Below are 21,819 nucleotides of genomic sequence, written 5' to 3' on the forward strand. Positions count from 1 at the left end.
TCCTAGTGAAATTAAGACAAATTATTTGACTTCTTTTACTTTTTGTAAATTAAAGTAGAATACAACACTATTAGTCGTATTATATACACCATACTCGGCATGGTGGAGGTCTAAAATATTTTTAACAATAGATAATCCAAGACCAGTACCACCAGTATGACGGCTACGCGATGCATCTAAACGGTAGAAACGATCCCAAATTTTTTCAAGACTGTCTTCTGGAATAGGGTTTCCTGTGTTTTCGATTTCAACTTTTACTGTATCTTCCATTTCTATAACGGAGACTTGTATTTTTTCTCCATCTGGCGTATAGCGAATTGCATTGCTAAGTAAGTTCACAACTACTTGTTCAATTCGACTACGATTCGCTTTCACAAATATAGAAGGGTCTACATCTATATTCACTTGTAAATGTTTTTCCTCCATGCTAAATAATAACTTTGTATAGACTTGTTGAATTAGTTCACCGATTGAGAATGTCGTCATATCTAGCTTGTACGTACCTGATTCTAATTTTGCTAATTCTAACATTTCAACAATAAGTCTGTTCATGTTTTCGGTTTCTTCTAAAATAACATCTGTGTAATACGTCGTATCTTTACTAACGCCATCTTTAATTCCTTCTGCGAAACTTCTAATTACACTAAGTGGTGTTTTTAATTCGTGTGATACACCAGAAATGAATTCTTTTCGCGTTTTCTCTAATTGACGTTCACGTTCAATATCTTGTTGTAATTTTGTATTGGCAACATTTAATCGATCAATTCGGTCTTTTAAATTTACAGATAACGTATTAATACTACCGGAAAGCCCTCCAATTTCATCGTCTGCTGTTACAGGTAATTTCTCGCTAAAATCAAAATTGGCCATTTTTTTTGTAACACGATTCATTTTAATTAATGGTTTCACAATGATTTTTGAGTAGTAGAAGGATAATAAAATAATTACGAGAAATACGATGATTAAGGCATAGACATAATAATCTTTCAAAACGAGCATCGCTTCATTAACAGGTTGCAAGGATGCTATCGCAAAAGCATATTCTGTAATCTCTCCATTTTTCATAATAGGTTTTACAAAGATACTATTCTTTATATTCTCCCCGCTATCTATTATATAAGTGTTTAATTGCTGCGAGTTAGCAGTGCCATTTCTAATAAGCTCTGCAAAATATTGAACGGCTTGCAATGTTTCAATATCATTTGCAAGACGAACCTCCGCTTTCGATGGAAGTTGTAACTTAGAGATCGTACCAGTAAACTCAATTTGAGTAACAGTTTTGTATCGGTTTGTAAGTCTATTTTTAGAAGGGTTACCATTAATAGATGAAAAATCTGAATTGGTATATTCGTTTTGCCATCGATTGTAATTTGTTGTCAATTTTATTGGTGTTATTGTTTTGTTTTGTAGCAAACCGACGACATTTATCACATCGTCTTTTTTCAATCCTAAGTTTTCGAATTTCTTATATTCTTCGGGTGTTAAAAGATTATTGAGCGGAATAGAATATGTCTCATTATTTTTAGGATTAAATACGTCAATATAGTAATTGTTGTCGCTTTTAATAATGCCATTCGTATTTAAAAATTGCATGTCAGCATTTGTTTTATCATGAAATTCTTGTTTTAGTTTTCGAATTTCTTCATAAGTTTTCCCACTTTTTTCGTACGTATCTACGAACTTTTCAAAAGCAGTTTGAACTGTTTTTACTTTTTTATTAATATAAAATTTCTCTAAAAATAGAGATTGTCCTAGGAAAAAGAGGAGGAATATGATTGTAAATAATGTTGATGTTAATAAAAATAGTTTAAAGACGATACTTCTGTTTTTCACTGCGTCACCTCTTGTGAGAAATACTGTAAATGATTTCTTTATTATAACAAACGTTACAAAAAAGTAGAGGAGAAAATCTGTCTCTTCTGAAAGTAGTTTTTAATAAAAAGTCACATAAAAAGAACTCGACAGACGTATGACGAGTTCTTTAATGTATTATTGTTGAATTGCTGCATCTAAAGCGATTTCAATCATTTCGTTAAATGTAGTTTGACGCTCTTCAGATGTTGTTTCTTCACCAGTGAAGATGTGATCACTTACTGTTAAGACAGATAATGCATTTACACCGTATTTCGCTGCTAATGTGTAAAGCGCAGTTGTTTCCATTTCTACTGCTAGTACACCGTAATCTCCAAGCTTTTTCACCATGTCCATGCTCTCACGGTAAAATACATCTGCTGTTAAAACGTTACCAACACGAACGTGTAGGCCTTTTTCAGTTCCAGCATCGTAAGCTTTTTTTAGAAGGTCGAAGTTTGCAGCTGGTGCAAAATCAAATCCTGGGAATGTTAAACGGTTCATATTAGAATCCGTACAAGCTGTCATTGCAATAATAACGTCACGTACTTTTACGTCTTTTTGAATAGCACCGCAAGTTCCAACGCGAATTAAATTTTTAACTCCGTAGCTTTGGATTAATTCGTTTACATAAATAGAAATAGAAGGAACACCCATACCTGTACCTTGCACAGATACACGTTTTCCTTTATAAGTTCCAGTGAATCCTAACATTCCACGTACGTTATTATAGCAAGTAACGTCCTCTAGAAATGTTTCAGCAATATATTTTGCACGCAATGGATCACCAGGTAATAGAATAGATTCAGCGATTTCACCTTGTTTTGCTTCAATATGTACACTCATGAAAAGTCCTCCTTATAATGTATTGATAGAAATCAATATCATTTGCATTATACACTATGAATCCTTTCAATTAAAATCTTTTTTATCCTTTGTAATATGTGCAAAACAGAAGGATTTCATAAATCATAATCTAGAATATATATGAAAGAAGTTTTGTATGAATAGAGACTATAAAAATGGTAGGTGATGTTTTGAAAAATCTTGTCATTGGACTTGTTGCTTTGTTATTTATTGTGGTAGGTGGATTTTACATAAAAAAGTATCAGGAAACTACAGAGACTGTAGGTGATGTTCAGGAAGTAAAATGGGATGTATCAAATGGAAAAGGAAATAAGAAAACGGATATTTCATTTCAATTATTAAATAATAAAAATAGCGAAGTTCGTGGTGTGAATGATCAAATTCGTGCAGTTATTGTAGACGGACAATTAAAACACGTACAACAAATGAAACCTACATTCGCAGGAAATGGATCATATAAAGTATCTTCTAAAATAGCGAAAGATGAAGGCTATACAATATTTTTATATGAAGACAAAAATAAGTCTGTGCAATCATTTGCGAAGAAAGATTTTGGGAAAGAAATAGACGAGAAAAATAAGAAAAAAGTAAAATTTCCAATCGATAGTGTACTTACAAAAAAAATAGGGGAGTATGAAGTTTCTCTATTATTTGGTGCATTGCATCCGAATGAGCCAGTGACGTTAACATTTCAATTTCAAGCGAAAAAGGGTGAGAAATTGAAACTACATGCAGAGAGAGGAGAAGTGGAGGCGCTCTATATCGTGGACGAAACGAGAGAAAACTTTTTATATGCAATCCCTGTTGATACAGATGAGCAATTACAATATCGCATTACATTTCCTGCTGAAGGAACGTATAAAATATGGGGAGATTTCTATATAAATGGAAAGAAATATGAAAAAGAATTCATTGTACAAGTTCAAAAAAGAAAAAACAGCTAACTATTTAGCTGTTTTTTCTTTTTCCTATTAATTTTGTTACAGAGAGCATTGTAATTGGTAAAGAATGATTCTTTCTAAATGCTAAATATTTACCGCTCCATGTTGGTTTATATTTTTCTTTAAAATGTCGTAACCCGCTGAAACTATATGTATAACGAACATTATTAAAGATGGCAGCGGCAACTCGTTCAGACCAGAAAGATTGTGTCGATAAACCTACATTCGAAAGTGGCGCCATGCCAATATTAAAGGAGTGGTATTCATTTTCTTTTGCCCACTGGAATAGGTGGATGAAAATGGCATCCATAATGCCGCTAGGTGCATCTGGATAATACCGCATTAAATCAACAGACAATGATCCGTCTTGATATACTGGCATAAAAGTTGTAAATGCGATGATTTTTCCATCTGCATCAGATAATGTAGCGATAGGTGCTCGGCTAATATATTCATGATCAAAGTATCCGAGTGAGAAGCTTTTCTCTTTTTTTCCACCGAGCCACGCATCTGAAACTTTTCGTAATTCTTCAAATAATTCGTTTGAGAACGGTGGCTGGTGAATAGAGAATGTATAGCCCTCTCGTTCAAAACGGTTGAAAGTTGCTCGCATACCGGCGCGTTTTTTTCCTGTTATTGTAAATGTATTCAAATCAACGACAGCTTCTTCACCAAGCTTAAAGAAGTTGTAACCAAAATCATGATATAAACTCATCCATTTACTTTCGATTTGGTAGAATACACAAATGTATCCAAATCGGTCAGCTTCAGCTAAAAACTCTTGTAACACAGTACGGTAGGAGGAAGGATCTCCAATTGGATCACCTAGTACAACAAGACGTTTTCCAGTTATAGAGAAGAGAAGGAGCGCTTTCCCATCGCTACTGAAGAAGAATTGTTTATCACCTAAAAATCCTAAATGACTAAGTACATTTCCGCCATGTTCATCTAAAAAGTTTTGCAATCTTTTATCATTAGCTGGTTGCCCGGGAAATTCATTTCGATAACGATTAGCAATGAGTGAGCCAATCAATAAAAATGTAGGAACGAAAAAGGCAGCGGCTAATGCACTTCGTTTCACTTGCGTAATATTACGAACGACAAAATCGGGTTTAAAAGCTTCTTTTGCACCTGCAAATAAAATACCTAAGTTTTTATATAAATATAAAGTTATAAGTAAGAATATAAAAACTTTTACGATATCAGAAAGTGAGACTTCCATTTTCTCGCGTACAAATCTTTTACGAAGCATATATAATACAGCGAGTACAATTAATAAAATAAACGTTTCTTCAATATCAATCCCTTTTAGCGTATTAAAGATAGCTGCTCCGATTAAAGAAATAATCGTCATATAGTAAGAACGCTTTGTTCCATAATATATGCCTCGTGAAAGGATCAGGAGGAGAATACCGAATGTTAGTGATAAGCTAAAAGAAAATTGAATAAGATGTTTTGGAGCTAGAATATGTAAGGCGTGTGCTCTGTTTATACTTGTCGGTAGAATGGTCGATAAAATAACCATTAATCCAGCAAATACTGTTAAAGCAGCAGAGGCCCACGAACCTAGTTTTCCTAGAAAATCACGCTGCAAAGTCCATATAACACCAGTTGTTTCTAATGCAGGCGCAATAAAAGGCTTATCTTCAAACTTTTTAATGGCCACGCCTGTCATTTCAAAAGCTGCAAAAATAAGACCAAGGCAGAATGGTAAAATGTAATAGACGAGGCGATATAATAACATAGCAGGTAGTAATACGCCTGTATCAATGCCATATTGTCCGAGCCCAGTTAAAAAGACAAGGTCAAATGAACCAAGTCCACCAGGTACAAGACTAACAACACCAGCTAAAGCAGCGATTACATACACACCTAAAAACTTTTGAAATTCGATATCAATGCCAAATAATATTAGTATGACGTACATAACAATACCAGCAGATACCCACTCAACTAATGAAACTAATGAGTATAAAACAGTTGGATTTTTCTCTTCTTCTCGTTCATCTTGTCCTTCGGTTTGCTTTGGTTTTCTATTTTTTAGTTTAGAAAAGCCAATGTATATAGGGACGAAAAGGGCGAAGAAGATCAAAACAGGCCATAGCCACGGTTTTTCATGCAAAATAAAACTTGTGTCTAATATTCCAATAAGGCCGAGGAATGAAAGAATAGCGAGTCCGTTAATAAAAGCAGTTGTCATCCAGGCGATACTTTTAATCAGCTTGCCATTTTCTTTTATGTATGGACGATAAAGCATCGTACGTACACCCGCTCCAACGAGACCACCAAATCCAATAAATCCATTTAAGGTATTAGCAATCCATGAGATACGAAAAATCTTTTGGACAGGTATATCAGCTTTTAAATAACGAAGCATAACATAGTCGTAAAAGAACATTGTTGATACGGCAAATGCACCAAGTGTAATGGCTAAAAAGACTCCTCCGGTTGGAATGTTTTTAATTGTATTGATTGCTTCTAAAAAAGAAATGCCTGCTAATTCTTTTTTTGCTTGAAAGAATACAATTGTTAATACAACAAATGGGAAGATAATTTTCCAGATTTGTAAGAAACGTTTCCATGAAAACGACATAAATACAACTCTCCTTGTATAAGAAAACTGAGACAATAATATTATTATGACAAACTTCAAGAAAAATAAAAAGGTAAATTCCTGTATAAGGAAGCTATTTTTTATAAGGGTTATATTTAAAAGAGTATTTCGTTTGTCAGAAAATTAAGTTAAAATGAATTGAAAGAAGGAAGAGAGGGGAAGTAGATGATTATAATAGGTTATGCGGGATATGAGCTAGAGAAAGCAAAACCTAATACGTCAGAAGATTTTTTTAATAGATCTGAAGTGACATATATATTAAATGATAAACAAAGAACCTTTTCTGTTTTATATGTTCGGTATTTTGAAGAAGTTGTACAAGAAATTACTCCTTTTGAAGGAAATCCGGTATGTAAAGTAGAAAATCAAGACATATATTTGCGGGATATTGTAGCGATCTGTTGTTTACTGAAAGAGAATGAGCTTCGCATGCAAAAACGTTTGTATTTAAATAATATAGAAGAATTCCAACAATATTTTGATGAGGAAATAGTCGTGAAAGTACAAGAAATATTGGCTGAATTACATAAAAATAAAAGAGTAGAAATAGAGTGAACTGGCAAAGGAGAGGGAAAAATGTCTAATCTAATGGTGGAAAATCAAACAGAACAAGTTTCTATGTTTTTAGAAGATGTTATTCATTTGATAACCAATTATGTAAATTATCATACGTTGCCTTCTTTATTAGAAGAGACACCGGCAGGAAACGAACAATATTATAAAGGGTTATTAGCGTCAATAAGACGTCTTCTCGTTTTTTGTGAAGAAGGGCATGATGCGTGTTTTGTTTTGTTAAATAGCCAGCCATTTCGAAAGACAGCAGCTGAAAAGATTTTATATAAAATTTATCATCAAGTAATTGCAGAGTTTTTTTCACCAAAGAGTGATCATTGGTATGAAAATAGTCGGTCTGCTTATACAGGGAAAAACTCCATCGTTTTTCAACAAACACCACCTGCATCTGTAGAGGAAGTAATGAAGAGCTTAGAGGGGAAATTCCAATTGATGCGTGAAGAATTAGAATATTATGAGACGGATTATCAAACAAAGATGTTACACAAATATTAACTGCGAAAAAGAAGCTGAGGGGACTTAGCTTCTTTTCCTTTTGTACAGTTATATAAGAGATTTCCTTTGAATATATTTAAGGGGATAGCATTAAGGAGGTGTAACATGAGTCAGCAAGGTGTATTCACAGATTACTTTCATGAAGTAGAAAGCTGGTGTGAAAGTGTTCTTCACGTATTAGATAGCCGTGCAATGGAAGTGTATGATGTCCATATGCTTGCTTATAAAATTCAAACGTTATTAGACCGTATGAAAGAGCATGAGTATGATACAGATGCAGAGTTTATGTATGAAATAAGTGATGATGTAGAACATATTCAGCATCATTTGCAGGAAGTATTCGTGCAGGGGGAAGAGGAATATGAACTATGTGAAAGAGGGGATAGTGAACGAGCTGTTCCAATTGGAGGGCATACACTCCCACCACTACCTTATCCATATAATGCGTTAGAACCGTATATTTCTAGAGAAATTATGATGTTACACCATGATAAACATCATCGTAGTTACGTGGAAGGATTAAATAAGGCAGAGAAGATGATGGAAGAAGCGAGAAAAACAAATCAATTTGATTTAATTAAGCATTGGGAAAGAGAAGCTGCTTTTCATGGATCAGGTCATTACTTGCACACAATATTTTGGAATAACATGAAAAAAGGTGGCGGCGGAAGTCCAAGAGGGGCTCTTTCACACCGGATTGAACAAGATTTTGGAAGTTTCTTGCGTTTTCAAAAACATTTTACAGAAGCAGCCTCTAAAGTGGAAGGTTCAGGATGGGCAATTCTCGTTTGGGTTCCGCGATCGGGAAGATTAGAAATTTTACAGAGTACACTTCATCAATTATTTACACAATGGGATACGATACCGCTCCTTGTACTAGACGTGTGGGAACATGCGTATTATTTACAATACCAAAATCGAAAAGATGAATATATTAAAAATTGGTGGAATGTTGTAAATTGGCCGGATGTAGAAAAAAGATTTGAAAGTGCAAAACAAATAGAATGGACACCTTATTAGACGCAGGTTCTCTGCGTCTTTTTTATTGGAAGGAGAGGGAGATTTCGTTCATATTTTAAAAGGCCAAGCATACACTTGTACAAAAAGTGCCAAAAGGACGTGGGGGGAAATATGAGACGAATTTGTGTAATCATTACGCTTCTTATTATGTACGCAAGCGTTATACCAATTCCTACATATGCAAAGATGACCAGCAATGTTAGTGCTCGAAATGCTGTATTAATGGAGCAACAGTCAGGTCGCGTATTATACGGAAAAGCAGAACATGAGCCGCAAAAGATTGCTAGTATAACAAAAATTATGACTGCCTTGTTAGCTGCTGAATCAGGAAAAATGAAAGAAATGGTCTCGGTTAGTAATGAAGCAGTGAGAGTAGAAGGCTCAGCAATTTATTTAAAGCCTGGACAGAAAGTAAAATTAGAGGATTTAGTATATGGACTCATGCTTAGATCTGGTAATGATGCAGCACAAGTAATTGCTGAAAATGTAGGAGGGAGTATAGAAGGGTTTGTATATTTAATGAATGAAAAGGCGAAACAAATTGGAATGAAAGACACTCACTTTTCAAACCCACATGGTTTAGATGGAGATGGATCCCATTATTCGTCGGCCTATGATATGGCACTTTTAACAAGGTATGCAATGGGGAACGAAACTTTTAAGAAAATTTTTGGAACAAAAACGTATAAATCAGATTCGTGGGATTATCCGTGGAAAAATAAACATAAACTTGTGACGTCGTATTATGAATTTGCAACAGGGGGAAAAACAGGTTTTACGAAGAAAGCAGGAAGAACGCTTGTTACAACAGCATCAAAAGATGGACTAGATCTAATTGTCGTAACTTTGAGCGCTTCTAGTGATTGGGATGATCATATGAATTTATTTGATAAAGGTTTTGACCGTTTCGAACAAACAAAAGTTTTAGGACAAGGAGCACTTGCTGAAATAACCGAAAAGAAATACGCCAATCATGTTTACACGAAAAATAGTTTTTCAGTACCTTTAACTGAAGAAGAAAAAAAGAGCGTAGTATTAAAAGTTGAACTAGATAAAAGTGCAAAGCTTGTGGATGGAGTAAAGGTTGGAAAGACAGACGTTTATGTTGGCAATGAGAAAGTTGGAGAACGGAATTTATTTTATAGTAAACGAAAGTTAGTAGCTACAACGGGAATGTACTGGAATAATGTGAAAGAAATTTTTTCTTACATGATAGGTGTTGGGAACGATGGTTAATCTCGTATGGGTAGCGATGGCTGTCATTGGGATTGTGTATGCGATGATAAATGGAACAATGGAAGAAATAAATAAAGCTGTATTTGATGGAGCGAAAGATGCGGTAACGATTTGTATAGGACTCATTAGTGTTTTAGTATTTTGGCTCGGCTTAATGAAAATTGCAGAGGAAGCCGGATTGTTAAAAAAGTTAGTGGCACTTTTTATGCCGATAGTAAAAAGGCTGTTTCCAGAAATACCGAAGGATCATCCGTCAATGGGATTTATTTTATCAAATATGATGGCAAACTTTTTTGGTTTAGGTAATGCAGCGACCCCTCTTGGCATTAAAGCGATGGAACAATTGAAAGAGTTAAATGGAGGGAAGGATTCGGCGAGCCGTTCTATGGTAACGTTTTTGGCATTAAATACATCAGCGATTACTTTAATTCCTACGACCGTCATTTCGATTCGAATGACGTATGAATCAGCAAATCCAACTGAAATTGTTGGGGTAACATTCATTGCACAAGTACTCTCTATGATCGGAGCGATTTGGATTGACCGCTATTTTTACCGAAGAAGGAGTAGGAAGGGGCGGAAAAAATGAGCATTGTCAATACGATATCATTATGGGTAATCCCTTGTGTCATTGGTTTTATCCTTCTATATGGCACGATAAAGAAAGTTCCGACGTATGAATCGTTCGTTGAGGGGGGAAAAGAAGGGATTCAAATTGCAATCTCTATTTTACCGTTTATGGTTGGAATGCTCGTATCTATTTCTATATTTCGAGCTTCAGGTGCATTAGATGCAATGATATCAGTAATGAAGCCGATGTTAGATTTAATTCATGTCCCAGCAGAAATTGTTCCACTAGCACTTATACGTCCTATTTCGGGCTCTGCTGGTTTAAGTATTACGACCGATTTAATTGCGACGTATGGACCGGACTCGTTCATTGGGCGATTGGCTTCTACGATGCAAGGGAGTACAGACACAACTTTTTATATTTTAACAGTATACTTCGGAGCTGTTGGAATTAGAAAAATGGGAGATGCATTAAAAGTAGGACTTTTTGCCGATTTAATCGGAATTATTTGTTCGATTGTATTTGTTTCTCTATTGTTTCAGTAATGCTATTCATTTTTTATGCTATTTCGCTTATAATACGTATACGACCACTATTAAGGTGTTGCTTAATAGTGGTTTTTTTATGCGGTATTTTTGACAAAATAATGAACTTTTATTGTGAGCAATATGAAAAATATGGACAATAATAAAAGGTAAAAACATGATTTGACCTTTATATGTTTATTATCATCGCTATGTTGTTTAAGTAAGATGGAGCAAAAAGCCGTCAAGCGTATGCGGTTGCCAAGTCTTTCTAATGTAAGGTAAGATAAATTCGAGGTGAAAAAAAGAAATGGAACGATTACAAAAAGTGATTGCGCAAGCAGGTATTGCATCGAGAAGAAAGGCTGAGGAATTAATTCAGCAAGGAAAAGTGAAAGTTAACGGAAAAATAGTGAAGGAGTTAGGAACGAAAGTAACTCCTCAAGATAAAGTAGAAGTAAATAACATCCCTCTTGAAAAAGAAGAACCTGTTTATTTTTTACTATATAAACCAACTGGCGTAATTTCAAGTGTATCAGATGATAAAGGAAGAAGTGTTGTAACAGACTTTTTCCCGGAAATTACACAACGTTTATTCCCAATCGGACGTTTAGATTATGATACGTCTGGCGTATTATTAATGACAAACGATGGGGACTTCGCAAACGTATTAATGCACCCTAGATATAAAGTTGAAAAAACATATGTTGCAAAAATAAAAGGGCCTCTAACAGGTGAAAAAATCCGCATGTTAGAACGCGGTGTGATGTTAGAAGACGGAAAAACAGCACCAGCACGTGTGAAGATTATTTCTTGGGACAAGCGTAAAGAAATGGCGATTGTACAATTAACAATTCATGAAGGACGTAACCGTCAAGTACGTCGTATGTTTGAAGCGTTAGATTGTAAAGTAGTGAAACTAAAGCGTGAACGCTATGCTTTCTTAGAAGTAGGAAGCCTGCGACCTGGTGATGCAAGAGAATTGACACCACATGAGGTAAAACAATTACGTGCATTGGCTTCTACAAAGCCTCGCTAATCGATATTGTGAAAATTTCACCAGTGGAATGCTCCGCTGGTGATTTATTAAAAAATACATATATTCATCACTCGTCGAAGAGAGGGGAGACAATATGAAAAAAAATCGCTTATTATTTCGCGTTATTATTCTGCTCATTTTATGTGGTGCTGTAGGATTTACACTTTATCAAGGATATTTCTCTAAAGAAGAGAAAATGGAAATTGGAAAAGAAGCACCTAACTTTGTTGTGACAGATTTAGAAGGAAAGAAAATTGAGCTAAAAGATTTTAAGGGAAAAGGTGTATTTTTAAACTTTTGGGGTACGTGGTGTAAACCTTGTGAGAAAGAAATGCCTTATATGAATGAACTATATCCAAAGTATAAAGAAAAAGGCGTTGAAATCATTGCGTTAGATGCAGATGAAACGGATATTGCTGTTAAGAATTTTGTGAAACAATACGATCTTAAGTTCCCTGTTGCAATCGATAAAGGTGGAGAAATTATAAAAACGTATGGAGTAATACCATTACCAACAAGCTTCTTGATTGATAAAGATGGTAAGGTGATTCAAGAGATTAAAGGTGAACAAACGAAGGAACAATTGGAGGAGTATTTAAAGAAAATCACTCCGTAATAAAGAAAACCTTTACATACAAGGCGCTTACCTATAGTGCCTTTGGTTTAAAAATTCTGAGTATTGCGGTAACTTGAGGTTAGAATATACAATAGTACATATAGATACAGGGGCGGTGAGAGTGTTGAAAGAAATTAAATGTGAATGTGGACATGTGAATCCGATAGGAACTGTTTTTTGTGAAGCTTGCGGGAAACCATTTGAAAGCAATGAAAATATAAAACTATTGGATATGCGCTATGAGGGGAGTGCTCGGAGATCTCTCACGCAAACAAAAACGATTATTGATAAAATTTGGAGCTTTTTCTCTTCTGTAAAAGTCGGTGTATGGCTCATTGTAATCACTTTAGCTGCATCGGCGATAGGGACTATTTTTCCGCAAGAAATGTACATAACTCCAGGAATTGCACCAGCTGAATATTATAAGCAAGAATACGGATTTTTAGGGCAATTATACTATCAATTAGGCTTTAATAATTTATACGGTTCGTGGTGGTATATGATTTTAATTGCTTCAATTGGTATTTCACTTGTGATATGCAGTTTAGATCGTGTCATTCCACTTTATAAAGCTTTAAAGAAGCAAGGGGTGAAAAGACACCCTAGCTTTTTAAAGAGACAAAGATTATACGGTACTGGTACACCGCAAGATGGTGATTTTGAAAGAGTTCAAAAGAATTTAAAGAAAAGAAACTATAACGTAAAAGTGGAAGACGGAAATATTTTGGCGGAAAAGGGACGGTTTTCACGCTGGGGTCCATATGTGAATCATATCGGTCTCATCATCTTTTTATTCGGTGCGATGCTCCGTTTTTTACCAAGTATGTACGTAGACGAAGCGATTTGGTTACGTGATGGAGAAATGAAAGAAATACCAGGGACAGATGGTCAATACTATTTAAAAAACGAGAAGTTTATAAAGGAAGTTTATGATAAAAGTAAGGACAAGGAGGTTTTTGATGAAGCAATTGACCGTGTAGGTGATAAAATGATTGCGAAAAACTTCCAAACGAATGCTGTATTGTATAAAGCAGTAGGGGAAAATATAGCAGGACAAAAGCCGAAATTGGAAAAAGTAAAAGAAGCGGAAATTCGAGTGAATGAACCACTGAAATTTGATAAGTTTGCAGTGTATCAAGTGGATTATAAAGAAAATGAATTTAAAAGTATGTCCTTTAACTTGCAAAATAAAGAAAATAATCAAAAGTGGGGACCGATTAAAGTTGATTTAACAAACCCTGCAGAAAAATATGATTTAGGAAATGGTTATTCTTTAGAACTATTAAGCTATTTCCCTGATTTTTATTTTGATGAGAATGGAAGACCAAATACAAAAACAAAATTACCAAACAACCCTGCATTTGTATTTAAAATGTTTACACCTGAAACACCAGATGGTGAAGTGAGTTTTGTTGGTATTCAGCAAAATATAGAACCTGATGGGAATAACAAATATAAAATGTCCTTTGCAGGTGTGGAAATGCAAAATGCAACAGCACTTACTGTAAGAAAAGATTTAACGCTTTGGATTCTCGGTATTGGAGGGGTTATATTTATGGTTGGTGTCATTCAAGGAATGTATTGGAATCATCGCCGTATTTGGATACAACGCGTTAATGATGAATGGTGGATTGCAGGACATACGAATAAAAACTGGTTCGGTTTAAAGAAAGATATTGAAAGAGTACTAGAAGGTACAGCAATTCCGCAACCAAATGATAAAGTAGTCGATAAAAAAATTAGTTAAGGTGGGGAAACGATATGGTGCAAATAAGTAGTAACTTTCTCTTTACCGCATTTATTTTATATTTAATTGCCACTCTATTTTTTGGGGGAGCAATTAAAGAAAAGGGTCATAAATGGGCAAATGTAGGAATAACGATTACAATTTTAGGGTTTATTGCACAAACGGTATATTTTGTTACAAGATGGATTGCATCAGGACATGCACCGGTTAGTAACTTTTTTGAGTTCGGTACGTTTTTCGGCATGATGCTTGTCGGAGCATTTATTGTCATGTATTTTATGTACCGCGTAAGTATAATTGGGCTCTTTGCATTACCAGTTGCGCTTTTATTAATTGCCTACGCGAGTATGTTTCCGAGGGAAATATCACCGCTTATTCCATCTTTAAAAAGTAATTGGTTACATATTCACGTGACGACTGCGGCTGCAGGACAAGCAATTTTAGCAATTAGTTTTATTACAGGCGTTATGTATTTATTGAAAAATGTAGATCAATCAGTGAAAAGTAAACGTACATTTTGGCTAGAGACGGTAGTATTCACACTTGTTTGTACAGTTGGGTTTATTGGAGTAACAACGGTATATTCTAGTATGAAATATGAAGCAAAGTTTCAATGGATTGATAAAAATGAACAACAAGTGGAAATGAAATACAATCTTCCGGCTTTAGTGGGGCCGCATGAAGGGAAGTTACTGACAGAAAATAAATTAGAGCCGACAGTTGAAGTTCCGGCGATTGTAAATGCGAAAAAATTAAATACTGTTATTTGGTCAGTGTTAGTCGGAACGTTACTCTATATTGTATTAAGGCTAATTTTACGTAAACGAGTATCAGCGGCACTTCAGCCGTTAGTGAAAAATACGAATAGCGATTTGTTAGATGAAATAGGATATCGTTCTATTGCAATTGGATTCCCAGTTTTCACATTGGGTGCATTAATTTTCGCTATGATTTGGGCTCAAATAGCGTGGACACGTTTTTGGGGCTGGGATCCGAAAGAGGTTTGGGCACTTATAACGTGGCTCTTTTATGCGGCGGTATTACATTTACGTTTATCAAAAGGATGGCATGGAGAGAAGTCAGCATGGTTAGCGGTAATTGGTTTTGCAATCATTATGTTTAACTTTATTGTAGTAAACTTAATTATCGCGGGTTTACATTCATACGCATAGAGAAATAAAATAGGAGAGTGTATGTCACTTTCCTATTTTATTTTTGTCAACTTTTCTTCTTTTTTGAGAAAAACATGACAAAGTAGCGGTTGATTTTGTAAAATGATGTCGAGGACATTATATACTGTTCAAAAAAAATACATAGTTTTGGAAAAAAATTGAACGAACTTTATTATTCTTGTGAAGCATAATATGGGAAGTGAAACATTTAGAAGATTGCTTAAATAAACGAGAATAGCGCAACATAATAGTATAGAAGGGTAGGTGTGAACCGTTGTGGTAAAAGTACGCAACGGGTAGAAATGGAAAATGAATCAAGAATTTTAATTGTAGACGATGAGGATCGTATTCGTCGTTTGTTGAAAATGTATTTAGAGAGAGAACAATACACAATTGAAGAAGCAGACAATGGTGATACAGCTTTAGAAATGGCGCTGCAAAATGATTATGATTTAATCCTATTAGATCTTATGATGCCTGGTAAAGATGGTATTGAAGTATGTAAAGGGGTTCGTGAGAAGAAAGCAACGCCAATTATTATGTTGACAGCAAAAGGTGAAGAAGTAAATCGAGTACAAGGGTTTGAGGTAGGAACTGATGATTATATTGTGAAACCATTTAGTCCACGCGAAGTAGTGCTTCGAGTGAAAGCGGTCTTACGCCGTTCTGTACCAACAACATTCTTTACACAAGATACAACGACAAAAGATGTTACTGTGTTCCCTCATTTAACAATTGATAATGATGCACACCGTGTTACAGCAGATGGTAATGAGGTGAATTTAACACCGAAAGAGTACGAATTACTATTATTCTTAGCGAAAGCGCCTGATAAAGTATTCGATCGTGAGCAATTGCTAAAAGAAGTATGGCAATATGAATTCTTCGGAGATTTACGTACAGTTGATACGCATGTAAAGCGTTTACGTGAGAAGTTAAGTAAAAAATCACCCGATGCTGCGAAGATGATTGTTACCGTTTGGGGCGTAGGTTACAAGTTTGAGGTTGTGAACGACTGATGCTTTGGAGAAGTGTAGTAGGGAAGTTATGGATGACCATATTACTTCTCGTTTCGTTCGTGCTTGGATTTGTTGCGATTTTACTTTCACAGTTTTTTAGAACATATTATGTAGATATGAGTGAAGCTAGGCTTCAAAAAGTTGCAACAAGTGTTTCAGAGTTAATTGAAGAAGGTGCCGATGTAAAAACGATTGAGAATATCGCGTACAAATTCTCTGACCCACTTTCAAGGATCATTATTGTAGAAGATGGTAAAGAAATATCTTCTTCACCGAAACAAGAAGGATTAGTCACTCTTACAATGGATGATTTGAAAGAAGATAAAGAATTAGCGGCTGTTTTTACAGACAAAAAAGAAATTAAGAATAACATTAGAAAAGCCTCTAATAGTAGAAAGAATAAAAATACTGAAAATGATATTATGATTGTCGGAAAACCAGTGCAGTCAAAAAATCAAAGTGCAGTGTTTGTATACGAATCTTTACAAGTACCGATACAAGGTATGGAAAGAACGACTGATTTTATATTCTTATCAGCAGGGATTGCGATTATATTAACAACTTTCTTTGCATTCTTTTTATCTACTCGAATTACAGCGCCACTTCGTAAAATGCGTGAGGTTGCTTTTGAGGTGTCGCGTGGGAAGTTTGATGCAAAAGCTCCTATGGTATCCCAGGACGAGATTGGTGAGCTTGCAACGGCCTTAAATCAAATGGGGAAACAGTTGAAGTTTAATATGAATGCCCTGCAGCAAGAGAAAGAACAGTTAGCTAGTATATTAAGTAGTATGGCAGATGGGGTTATTACATTAAATCAAGAAGGTGAAGTCGTTGTAATCAATCCGCCGGCTGAACATTTCTTACAAGTTTGGCAAGAAGAAAAAGAGATAGAGCTCAGTAAAAAACTGCCTTCTGAACTTGTTGAACTATTCCATCTCGTTGTAGAAAGCGAACAACAACAAGTGGTTGAAATTAATTTACAAAAAGGTAACTATGTGGTTCTTATGACGCCGCTTTACAATCAAACGAAAATTCGCGGGGCTGTAGCTGTATTGCGTGATATGACGGAAGAACGCCGTCTTGAGAAGATGCGTCAAGACTTTATTGCGAACGTATCACATGAACTTCGTACACCGATGGTCATGCTCCAAGGGTATAGTGAAGCAATTTTAGATGATATTGTACAAACGAAAGAAGAAATTAATGAGTTTGTTCAAATCATTTATGATGAATCCGTTCGTTTAGGTAAACTTGTAAATGAATTATTAGATTTAGCGCGCATGGAAAGTGGTAATGTAGAGTTACATATAGGTGAAGTTGATATTCATCCTTTCGTTGAAAAAATAGGTCGTAAATTCCAAGGGATTGCGAAGGATAAAGAAGTCGCGTTAACAGTTGATTTCAAAGATCCAATTGAGCAGTACCCGTTTGATGCAGATCGTATGGAACAAGTATTGACGAATTTAATTGATAACGCAATACGTCATACGAACGCAGGCGGACATGTAACGCTTGTAATTGATACGAAAAATAATGGTCTTATTTTTGAAGTGCAAGATTCAGGCGCCGGTATTCCAGAAGAAGATATTCCATTTTTATTTGATCGTTTCTATAAAGCTGATAAAGCAAGAACACGTGGAAAAAAAGGTGGAACAGGACTCGGGCTTGCGATTGCAAAAAATATTGTGCAAGGCCATGATGGGAAAATTGCTGTTTCAAGTGTTGTTGGAGAGGGAACTACATTCTCTGTCTATTTACCGAATCGTATAATTTAGATATTTGTTTTTAAAGTTGATAATGAATAAAGTTCTACTGTTTTTTATTTTTTTGTAAAATCAATTAAATAAATAATAGTAGAACTTTTTTTCTAACTTAGTCGAATGAAGAATAATGAGAGGGGTGTCGTAAAGCGATGAAATTATATACAAAAACAGGAGATAAAGGAACAACAAGTGTAATAGGTGACAGAGTGGATAAAGATAATATCCGAGTGGAAGCATATGGCACGATAGATGAGGCGAATTCTCATATTGGATATGCGATGACTAAACTACAAGGCGGGGTTTTCGGAGATATTTACAATGAACTTGAAACGATTCAACATGAACTATTTGATTGCGGGGGAGACTTGGCGATAGTAGGTGAGAAAATTCCTTATAAAGTAAAAATTGAAATGGTCGAAAACTTAGAAGGTAGAATTGATTCATATATAGAAGAAGCACCGCCGCTAGAGCGCTTTATTTTACCAGGTGGAAGCGAGTCGGCAGCTGCTATTCATATTGCACGTACAGTTGTAAGGCGAGCAGAACGATGTATCGTGTCCCTGCAAAAAGAAGGAGAAATAAATGAAGTTGTTCTAAAGTATGTAAATAGATTATCTGATTATTTATTTGCAGTAGCTAGAGTAATAAACGCTCGATTACAAGTAAAAGATGTAGAGTATAATCGCAGTGCAATCGTTTTTCGTGATAAGAAAGAGAAGGAAGTGGAGTGATTCACTTTCTTTTTTTGTATAGTTTTTTCTGTAATATACCAAAATAGAGAAGGTATGGTCGTAATTAGAAAACGGAGGATGTATATGAAAGCTTTAAAATACGGCGTCATGTTATTGACAGTACTGTTTTTATCTCAATTACATGTGTACGCAGAGGGAAATCAATGGGCATGGCCTGTTGAAGGACAGATAAGTGATTATTTTGGAACAAGGCACGGAAAACACTACGGTATAGATATAGCGGCACCGATCGGCACGCCTGTGTCAGCTATTCAAGAAGGGAAGGTAACAAAGTCTTATTATTCAAGTAGTTATGGAAACGTTATATTTATTAAACATGGAGAATATGAGGCTGTGTATGCACATTTAAATAAGAGATATGTAGTTCAAGGGGATTATATTTCAAAAGGAGAAATAATTGGAGAAGTAGGAAATACAGGAGAATCCCGAGGTGCACACTTACATTTAGAAGTTCATCAAGGAAGATGGACGATGGCAAAAAAGAATGCGATGAATCCATTGCTTGTTTTACATGAACAAAGAAATGAAACAGTTTCTTCATCGTTATACGTTGTCCAAAAAGGTGATACTCTAGTTAGCATTGCACGGAAATTTAGAATGTCCGTTAAGGAAATTCAAGAAAAAAATGGGTTGCAACAAGAGCTCATTTATCCAAATCAACAATTATATGTAAAGTAAAAAAAAGAGCTAGTTTAACTAGCTCTTTTTTACCAAAAAATAAAGACACATATAAATCCAGAAATAGCTAAGTAGCTATATAAGTAAAATACTTTCGCTCTTGTTTTTTCGTTTGTTCGAAATAGTACAATAGTCGGTTCAATTAAACCAATTGTCAAACAAAGTAAACCAAGAAGCATACAACCGATTGAAATAGAGTACAGGGCGATTTGTGGTCCTTGAAATGGAATCATCCATTTTAATAAAAATGCAATGAGTGCAGTATAGCAAATGCTGCCGATGTATTTATTCAACGGTGCATTAGAACGGAAACCAGGAAGTTTTTTTAAGAAAGAGCGGGAAACAACTTCAGTTTGTAAAGATGTATGCTCTTCGATTATTTTTTGAGCTTCTTTTCCTTTTTGGAAAAGGGATAATATCCAGTTTCGCTCACCTTGAAAAATAAATTGTGAAGTTGTTAAATAATGATCCACCTTCACTTTATTCCAACTCTTCCACGGATGACGCTCACATAATTTTAATTTACTTTCTGTCTTTTTATCATACTGATAAATACTGATGCCATCTTCATCGAAAGCAGCATAGTATGTCTCGCTTGAGAATGTGCCTAAATCAATTGGACAGTAGAAAAGTAATTCTTTTTTTAAGTAAAAGTATTCTTTCCTTAAGTTTTTTTTCATTGTTTCTCGAATAGAGTGTCTCTTCTCTTTCTTCATGACATTTCCTCCATAATCCAGAAAATGTTCTTATCTTAACAATTCAACATCTTATCACTTTTAATTATATATGACTAGGGGATTCATAGGAGAAATGCCGAATACTAAAAAATATGGAGTGTATTGTAAAATATAATGAATGATTTTGATTATGTAAAATCAATAACTTATTTTTAATAAGTTACGATTTTTTTGTTCACAATACGATCATGTTGTTGTATAATGAAGTGGAAAATAGAATATCGGTCTATCTTCGGGGCAGGGTGAAAATCCCGACCGGCGGTGATGAACTATATGTGATTTTGTTCTAAGCCCGCGAGCCGTTAAGGCAGGATTTGGTGTGATTCCAAAGCCGACAGTACAGTCTGGATGGGAGAAGATGGAGGTTCAAGCGTTCAAAAAAGATAAGTATTTGAACGTCTGTTTGATGTGCCTTAAATTCTCCCTTTGTGTAAAACACAAAGGGTTTTTTCGTTCTATGAAAAAGTAGGCATAGCAGAACCTTTCCACTTTCCATGAGATGATCGATGGAAAAGGAGAGAGAAAGATGAAACAAAAAAACAGTGTAGTGCAGATGGTGAGTGTAGCGATGCTAAGTAGTATTGCATATTTACTGATGATGTTGGATTTCCCATTCCCAGGGCTTCCGCCATTTTTAAAAATTGATTTTAGTGATGTACCAGCTCTAATTGCTGCAATTATTTTCGGGCCGGTTGCAGGGATAATTGTAGAAGCGATAAAGAATATTTTACATTACGGGATTCAAGGGAGTTTAACGGGAGTACCAGTTGGAGAAATTGCTAACTTTATTGCAGGATGTTTATTTATTGGACCAGCAACTTTCTTATTTAGAAAGTATCGTACTGTTAAGAGTTTAACGACAGGATTAATGCTAGGGACAATTACAATGGCTCTTATTATGAGCGTATTAAATTACATCATCATATTCCCAGCTTACACTTGGTTTTTAAATTCACCAGCTATGTCTAGCGAAGCGATAAAGACAACGGTTGTAACGGCAATCTTACCATTTAATTTGATTAAAGGAATTGTTGTGACAATTGTATTTGTAGCGTTATTCTCACGCCTAAAAGTATGGGTGTTTGCAAAAATGAAAAATGCATAAAATATAAAATAAAACCATTAGTAGTATGTAACTACTAATGGTTTTTTAATAAGGAGAATGAAAATAGAAAACAAAAAATACCCCTCAAAGAAATGAGGGGTATTTTTTGAAGTTAATAAAAGACTATTCGAACTTTAAAGCATCGCCGTCGAATGATTCGTCAGCAACTTTAATTGAGTCAGTTGGACAACCTTCAAATGCATCCATCATATCTTCAAGTAATACATCTGGAATTTCAACAATACCTTGGTTATCGTCTAATGTTACGAATGCAATACCTTCATCATCATAGTCATAAATGTCTGGTGCAGCAGCGCCACAAGCACCACATGCGATACAAGTATCTTTATCAACGATTGTATATTTTGCCATCTTTTTTCCCTCCTGATAATATGTATGTGAAAAGCTCGCCATAAAAATTATAACCTTATTGTAAAACGGTTTTTAAAACTTTTCAACATAAAATTATAATGATAATCCTTATCAATTAGAGTGTCAA

Annotated in this window: 21 protein-coding genes and 1 riboswitch; of the genes, 16 read left to right on the forward strand and 5 right to left on the reverse strand. The window is 35.1% G+C overall.

Annotated elements, in window-relative coordinates:
• Positions 1 to 21 precede the first annotated feature (21 nt).
• Together PSR14_RS08390 and deoD are read right to left on the reverse strand one after the other, a co-directional pair.
• Positions 22 to 1,833 (reverse strand): HAMP domain-containing sensor histidine kinase, encoded by a 1,812-nt coding sequence (locus tag PSR14_RS08390; RefSeq protein WP_000797533.1) that lies wholly within the window; start codon positions 1,831 to 1,833, stop codon positions 22 to 24.
• A gap of 156 nt (positions 1,834 to 1,989) precedes the next feature.
• Positions 1,990 to 2,697, reverse strand: coding sequence for a purine-nucleoside phosphorylase (gene deoD / locus PSR14_RS08395; RefSeq protein ID WP_000110707.1), 708 nt, complete (start codon positions 2,695 to 2,697; stop codon positions 1,990 to 1,992).
• A gap of 176 nt (positions 2,698 to 2,873) precedes the next feature.
• Here deoD and PSR14_RS08400 point away from each other — a divergent pair, with 176 nt between their 5' ends.
• The gene (locus PSR14_RS08400; protein ID WP_000232619.1) at positions 2,874 to 3,662 is read left to right on the forward strand and encodes a hypothetical protein; all 789 of its coding nucleotides are present in this window, start codon (positions 2,874 to 2,876) and stop codon (positions 3,660 to 3,662) included.
• 4 nt (positions 3,663 to 3,666) lie between these two features.
• Here PSR14_RS08400 and mprF read toward each other — a convergent pair whose 3' ends face one another.
• Positions 3,667 to 6,252, reverse strand: coding sequence for a bifunctional lysylphosphatidylglycerol flippase/synthetase MprF (gene mprF / locus PSR14_RS08405; protein ID WP_098487257.1), 2,586 nt, complete (start codon positions 6,250 to 6,252; stop codon positions 3,667 to 3,669).
• 186 nt (positions 6,253 to 6,438) lie between these two features.
• Between mprF and PSR14_RS08410 the strand changes: the two genes are divergently transcribed.
• The 14 genes from PSR14_RS08410 (at position 6,439) to PSR14_RS08475 (ending at position 19,478) form a co-directional block, all read left to right on the forward strand.
• Positions 6,439 to 6,828 carry a hypothetical protein gene (locus PSR14_RS08410; RefSeq protein ID WP_098487256.1) on the forward strand — a complete coding sequence of 130 codons (390 nt, stop codon included), beginning with the start codon at positions 6,439 to 6,441 and terminating at the stop codon, positions 6,826 to 6,828.
• A gap of 21 nt (positions 6,829 to 6,849) precedes the next feature.
• On the forward strand, positions 6,850 to 7,341 hold the full coding sequence (locus tag PSR14_RS08415) for a YpuI family protein (RefSeq protein WP_000067567.1): 492 nt from the start codon (positions 6,850 to 6,852) through the stop codon (positions 7,339 to 7,341).
• Positions 7,342 to 7,446: 105 nt separating this feature from the next.
• Positions 7,447 to 8,361, forward strand: a complete 915-nt coding sequence (locus tag PSR14_RS08420) for a superoxide dismutase (protein ID WP_000082669.1) — start codon at positions 7,447 to 7,449, stop codon at positions 8,359 to 8,361.
• A 111-nt stretch (positions 8,362 to 8,472) separates the two neighbouring features.
• On the forward strand, positions 8,473 to 9,597 hold the full coding sequence (gene dacB, locus PSR14_RS08425) for a D-alanyl-D-alanine carboxypeptidase DacB (protein WP_001252622.1): 1,125 nt from the start codon (positions 8,473 to 8,475) through the stop codon (positions 9,595 to 9,597).
• Positions 9,590 to 10,186, forward strand: a complete 597-nt coding sequence (spmA, locus tag PSR14_RS08430) for a spore maturation protein SpmA (protein WP_000247808.1) — start codon at positions 9,590 to 9,592, stop codon at positions 10,184 to 10,186. The genes dacB and spmA overlap by 8 nt, the downstream gene beginning before the upstream one ends.
• Positions 10,183 to 10,713, forward strand: coding sequence for a spore maturation protein SpmB (gene spmB, locus PSR14_RS08435; protein ID WP_000029510.1), 531 nt, complete (start codon positions 10,183 to 10,185; stop codon positions 10,711 to 10,713). The genes spmA and spmB overlap by 4 nt, the downstream gene beginning before the upstream one ends.
• 289 nt (positions 10,714 to 11,002) lie before the next feature.
• Positions 11,003 to 11,731 carry a 23S rRNA pseudouridine(2605) synthase RluB gene (gene rluB, locus PSR14_RS08440; RefSeq protein ID WP_000440555.1) on the forward strand — a complete coding sequence of 243 codons (729 nt, stop codon included), beginning with the start codon at positions 11,003 to 11,005 and terminating at the stop codon, positions 11,729 to 11,731.
• 94 nt (positions 11,732 to 11,825) lie between these two features.
• Positions 11,826 to 12,347, forward strand: coding sequence for a thiol-disulfide oxidoreductase ResA (gene resA, locus PSR14_RS08445; protein ID WP_000742198.1), 522 nt, complete (start codon positions 11,826 to 11,828; stop codon positions 12,345 to 12,347).
• Between the two features lie 121 nt (positions 12,348 to 12,468).
• Positions 12,469 to 14,094 (forward strand): cytochrome c biogenesis protein ResB, encoded by a 1,626-nt coding sequence (gene resB / locus PSR14_RS08450; RefSeq protein WP_000910528.1) that lies wholly within the window; start codon positions 12,469 to 12,471, stop codon positions 14,092 to 14,094.
• Positions 14,095 to 14,108: 14 nt separating this feature from the next.
• The gene (gene resC / locus PSR14_RS08455; protein WP_000250096.1) at positions 14,109 to 15,266 is read left to right on the forward strand and encodes a cytochrome c biogenesis protein ResC; all 1,158 of its coding nucleotides are present in this window, start codon (positions 14,109 to 14,111) and stop codon (positions 15,264 to 15,266) included.
• Positions 15,267 to 15,568: 302 nt separating this feature from the next.
• Entirely contained in the window at positions 15,569 to 16,285 is a 717-nt protein-coding gene (resD, locus tag PSR14_RS08460; protein ID WP_000426862.1) for a DNA-binding response regulator ResD, read from the forward strand.
• Positions 16,285 to 18,060: a sensor histidine kinase ResE gene (gene resE, locus PSR14_RS08465; RefSeq protein WP_000964679.1), complete on the forward strand. Its 1,776-nt coding sequence runs from the start codon at positions 16,285 to 16,287 to the stop codon at positions 18,058 to 18,060. Before resD ends, resE begins: the two co-directional genes overlap by 1 nt.
• Before the next feature lie 137 nt (positions 18,061 to 18,197).
• The gene (locus PSR14_RS08470) at positions 18,198 to 18,779 is read left to right on the forward strand and encodes a cob(I)yrinic acid a,c-diamide adenosyltransferase (RefSeq protein WP_000781263.1); all 582 of its coding nucleotides are present in this window, start codon (positions 18,198 to 18,200) and stop codon (positions 18,777 to 18,779) included.
• Between the two features lie 84 nt (positions 18,780 to 18,863).
• A complete protein-coding gene (locus tag PSR14_RS08475) occupies positions 18,864 to 19,478 on the forward strand; it encodes a peptidoglycan DD-metalloendopeptidase family protein (RefSeq protein ID WP_000645703.1) in 615 nt (204 codons plus the stop codon).
• A 29-nt stretch (positions 19,479 to 19,507) separates the two neighbouring features.
• Here the strand turns inward: PSR14_RS08475 and PSR14_RS08480 are convergent, their stop codons facing one another.
• Positions 19,508 to 20,194 carry a hypothetical protein gene (locus PSR14_RS08480; RefSeq protein ID WP_000711807.1) on the reverse strand — a complete coding sequence of 229 codons (687 nt, stop codon included), beginning with the start codon at positions 20,192 to 20,194 and terminating at the stop codon, positions 19,508 to 19,510.
• A gap of 245 nt (positions 20,195 to 20,439) precedes the next feature.
• Positions 20,440 to 20,579, forward strand: a riboswitch (FMN riboswitch).
• Positions 20,580 to 20,741: 162 nt separating this feature from the next.
• Here PSR14_RS08480 and PSR14_RS08485 point away from each other — a divergent pair.
• Positions 20,742 to 21,320 (forward strand): ECF transporter S component, encoded by a 579-nt coding sequence (locus tag PSR14_RS08485; RefSeq protein ID WP_000810854.1) that lies wholly within the window; start codon positions 20,742 to 20,744, stop codon positions 21,318 to 21,320.
• A gap of 123 nt (positions 21,321 to 21,443) precedes the next feature.
• Here the strand turns inward: PSR14_RS08485 and PSR14_RS08490 are convergent, their stop codons facing one another.
• On the reverse strand, positions 21,444 to 21,692 hold the full coding sequence (locus PSR14_RS08490) for a ferredoxin (RefSeq protein ID WP_001151996.1): 249 nt from the start codon (positions 21,690 to 21,692) through the stop codon (positions 21,444 to 21,446).
• Positions 21,693 to 21,819: the final 127 nt, after the last annotated feature.

Source organism: Bacillus sp. A01H (genome assembly GCF_045277205.1).
In the GTDB taxonomy this organism is placed as follows: Bacteria; Bacillota; Bacilli; order Bacillales; family Bacillaceae_G; genus Bacillus_A; species Bacillus_A paranthracis.

Excerpts from the sequence above, each read along its gene's own strand:
- resE (WP_000964679.1), top strand. The coding sequence starts at position 16,285 with ATGCTTTGGAGAAGTGTAGTAGGGAAGTTATGGATGACCATATTACTT.
- spmA (WP_000247808.1), top strand. The coding sequence starts at position 9,590 with ATGGTTAATCTCGTATGGGTAGCGATGGCTGTCATTGGGATTGTGTAT.
- resC (WP_000250096.1), top strand. The coding sequence starts at position 14,109 with ATGGTGCAAATAAGTAGTAACTTTCTCTTTACCGCATTTATTTTATAT.
- PSR14_RS08485 (WP_000810854.1), top strand. The coding sequence starts at position 20,742 with ATGAAACAAAAAAACAGTGTAGTGCAGATGGTGAGTGTAGCGATGCTA.
- resD (WP_000426862.1), top strand. The coding sequence starts at position 15,569 with ATGGAAAATGAATCAAGAATTTTAATTGTAGACGATGAGGATCGTATT.
- PSR14_RS08490 (WP_001151996.1), bottom strand. The coding sequence starts at position 21,692 with ATGGCAAAATATACAATCGTTGATAAAGATACTTGTATCGCATGTGGT.
- PSR14_RS08410 (WP_098487256.1), top strand. The coding sequence starts at position 6,439 with ATGATTATAATAGGTTATGCGGGATATGAGCTAGAGAAAGCAAAACCT.
- rluB (WP_000440555.1), top strand. The coding sequence starts at position 11,003 with ATGGAACGATTACAAAAAGTGATTGCGCAAGCAGGTATTGCATCGAGA.
- PSR14_RS08480 (WP_000711807.1), bottom strand. The coding sequence starts at position 20,194 with ATGAAGAAAGAGAAGAGACACTCTATTCGAGAAACAATGAAAAAAAAC.
- PSR14_RS08475 (WP_000645703.1), top strand. The coding sequence starts at position 18,864 with ATGAAAGCTTTAAAATACGGCGTCATGTTATTGACAGTACTGTTTTTA.
- PSR14_RS08470 (WP_000781263.1), top strand. The coding sequence starts at position 18,198 with ATGAAATTATATACAAAAACAGGAGATAAAGGAACAACAAGTGTAATA.
- PSR14_RS08420 (WP_000082669.1), top strand. The coding sequence starts at position 7,447 with ATGAGTCAGCAAGGTGTATTCACAGATTACTTTCATGAAGTAGAAAGC.
- PSR14_RS08415 (WP_000067567.1), top strand. The coding sequence starts at position 6,850 with ATGTCTAATCTAATGGTGGAAAATCAAACAGAACAAGTTTCTATGTTT.
- PSR14_RS08400 (WP_000232619.1), top strand. The coding sequence starts at position 2,874 with ATGGTAGGTGATGTTTTGAAAAATCTTGTCATTGGACTTGTTGCTTTG.
- dacB (WP_001252622.1), top strand. The coding sequence starts at position 8,473 with ATGAGACGAATTTGTGTAATCATTACGCTTCTTATTATGTACGCAAGC.
- resA (WP_000742198.1), top strand. The coding sequence starts at position 11,826 with ATGAAAAAAAATCGCTTATTATTTCGCGTTATTATTCTGCTCATTTTA.
- mprF (WP_098487257.1), bottom strand. The coding sequence starts at position 6,252 with ATGTCGTTTTCATGGAAACGTTTCTTACAAATCTGGAAAATTATCTTC.
- deoD (WP_000110707.1), bottom strand. The coding sequence starts at position 2,697 with ATGAGTGTACATATTGAAGCAAAACAAGGTGAAATCGCTGAATCTATT.
- spmB (WP_000029510.1), top strand. The coding sequence starts at position 10,183 with ATGAGCATTGTCAATACGATATCATTATGGGTAATCCCTTGTGTCATT.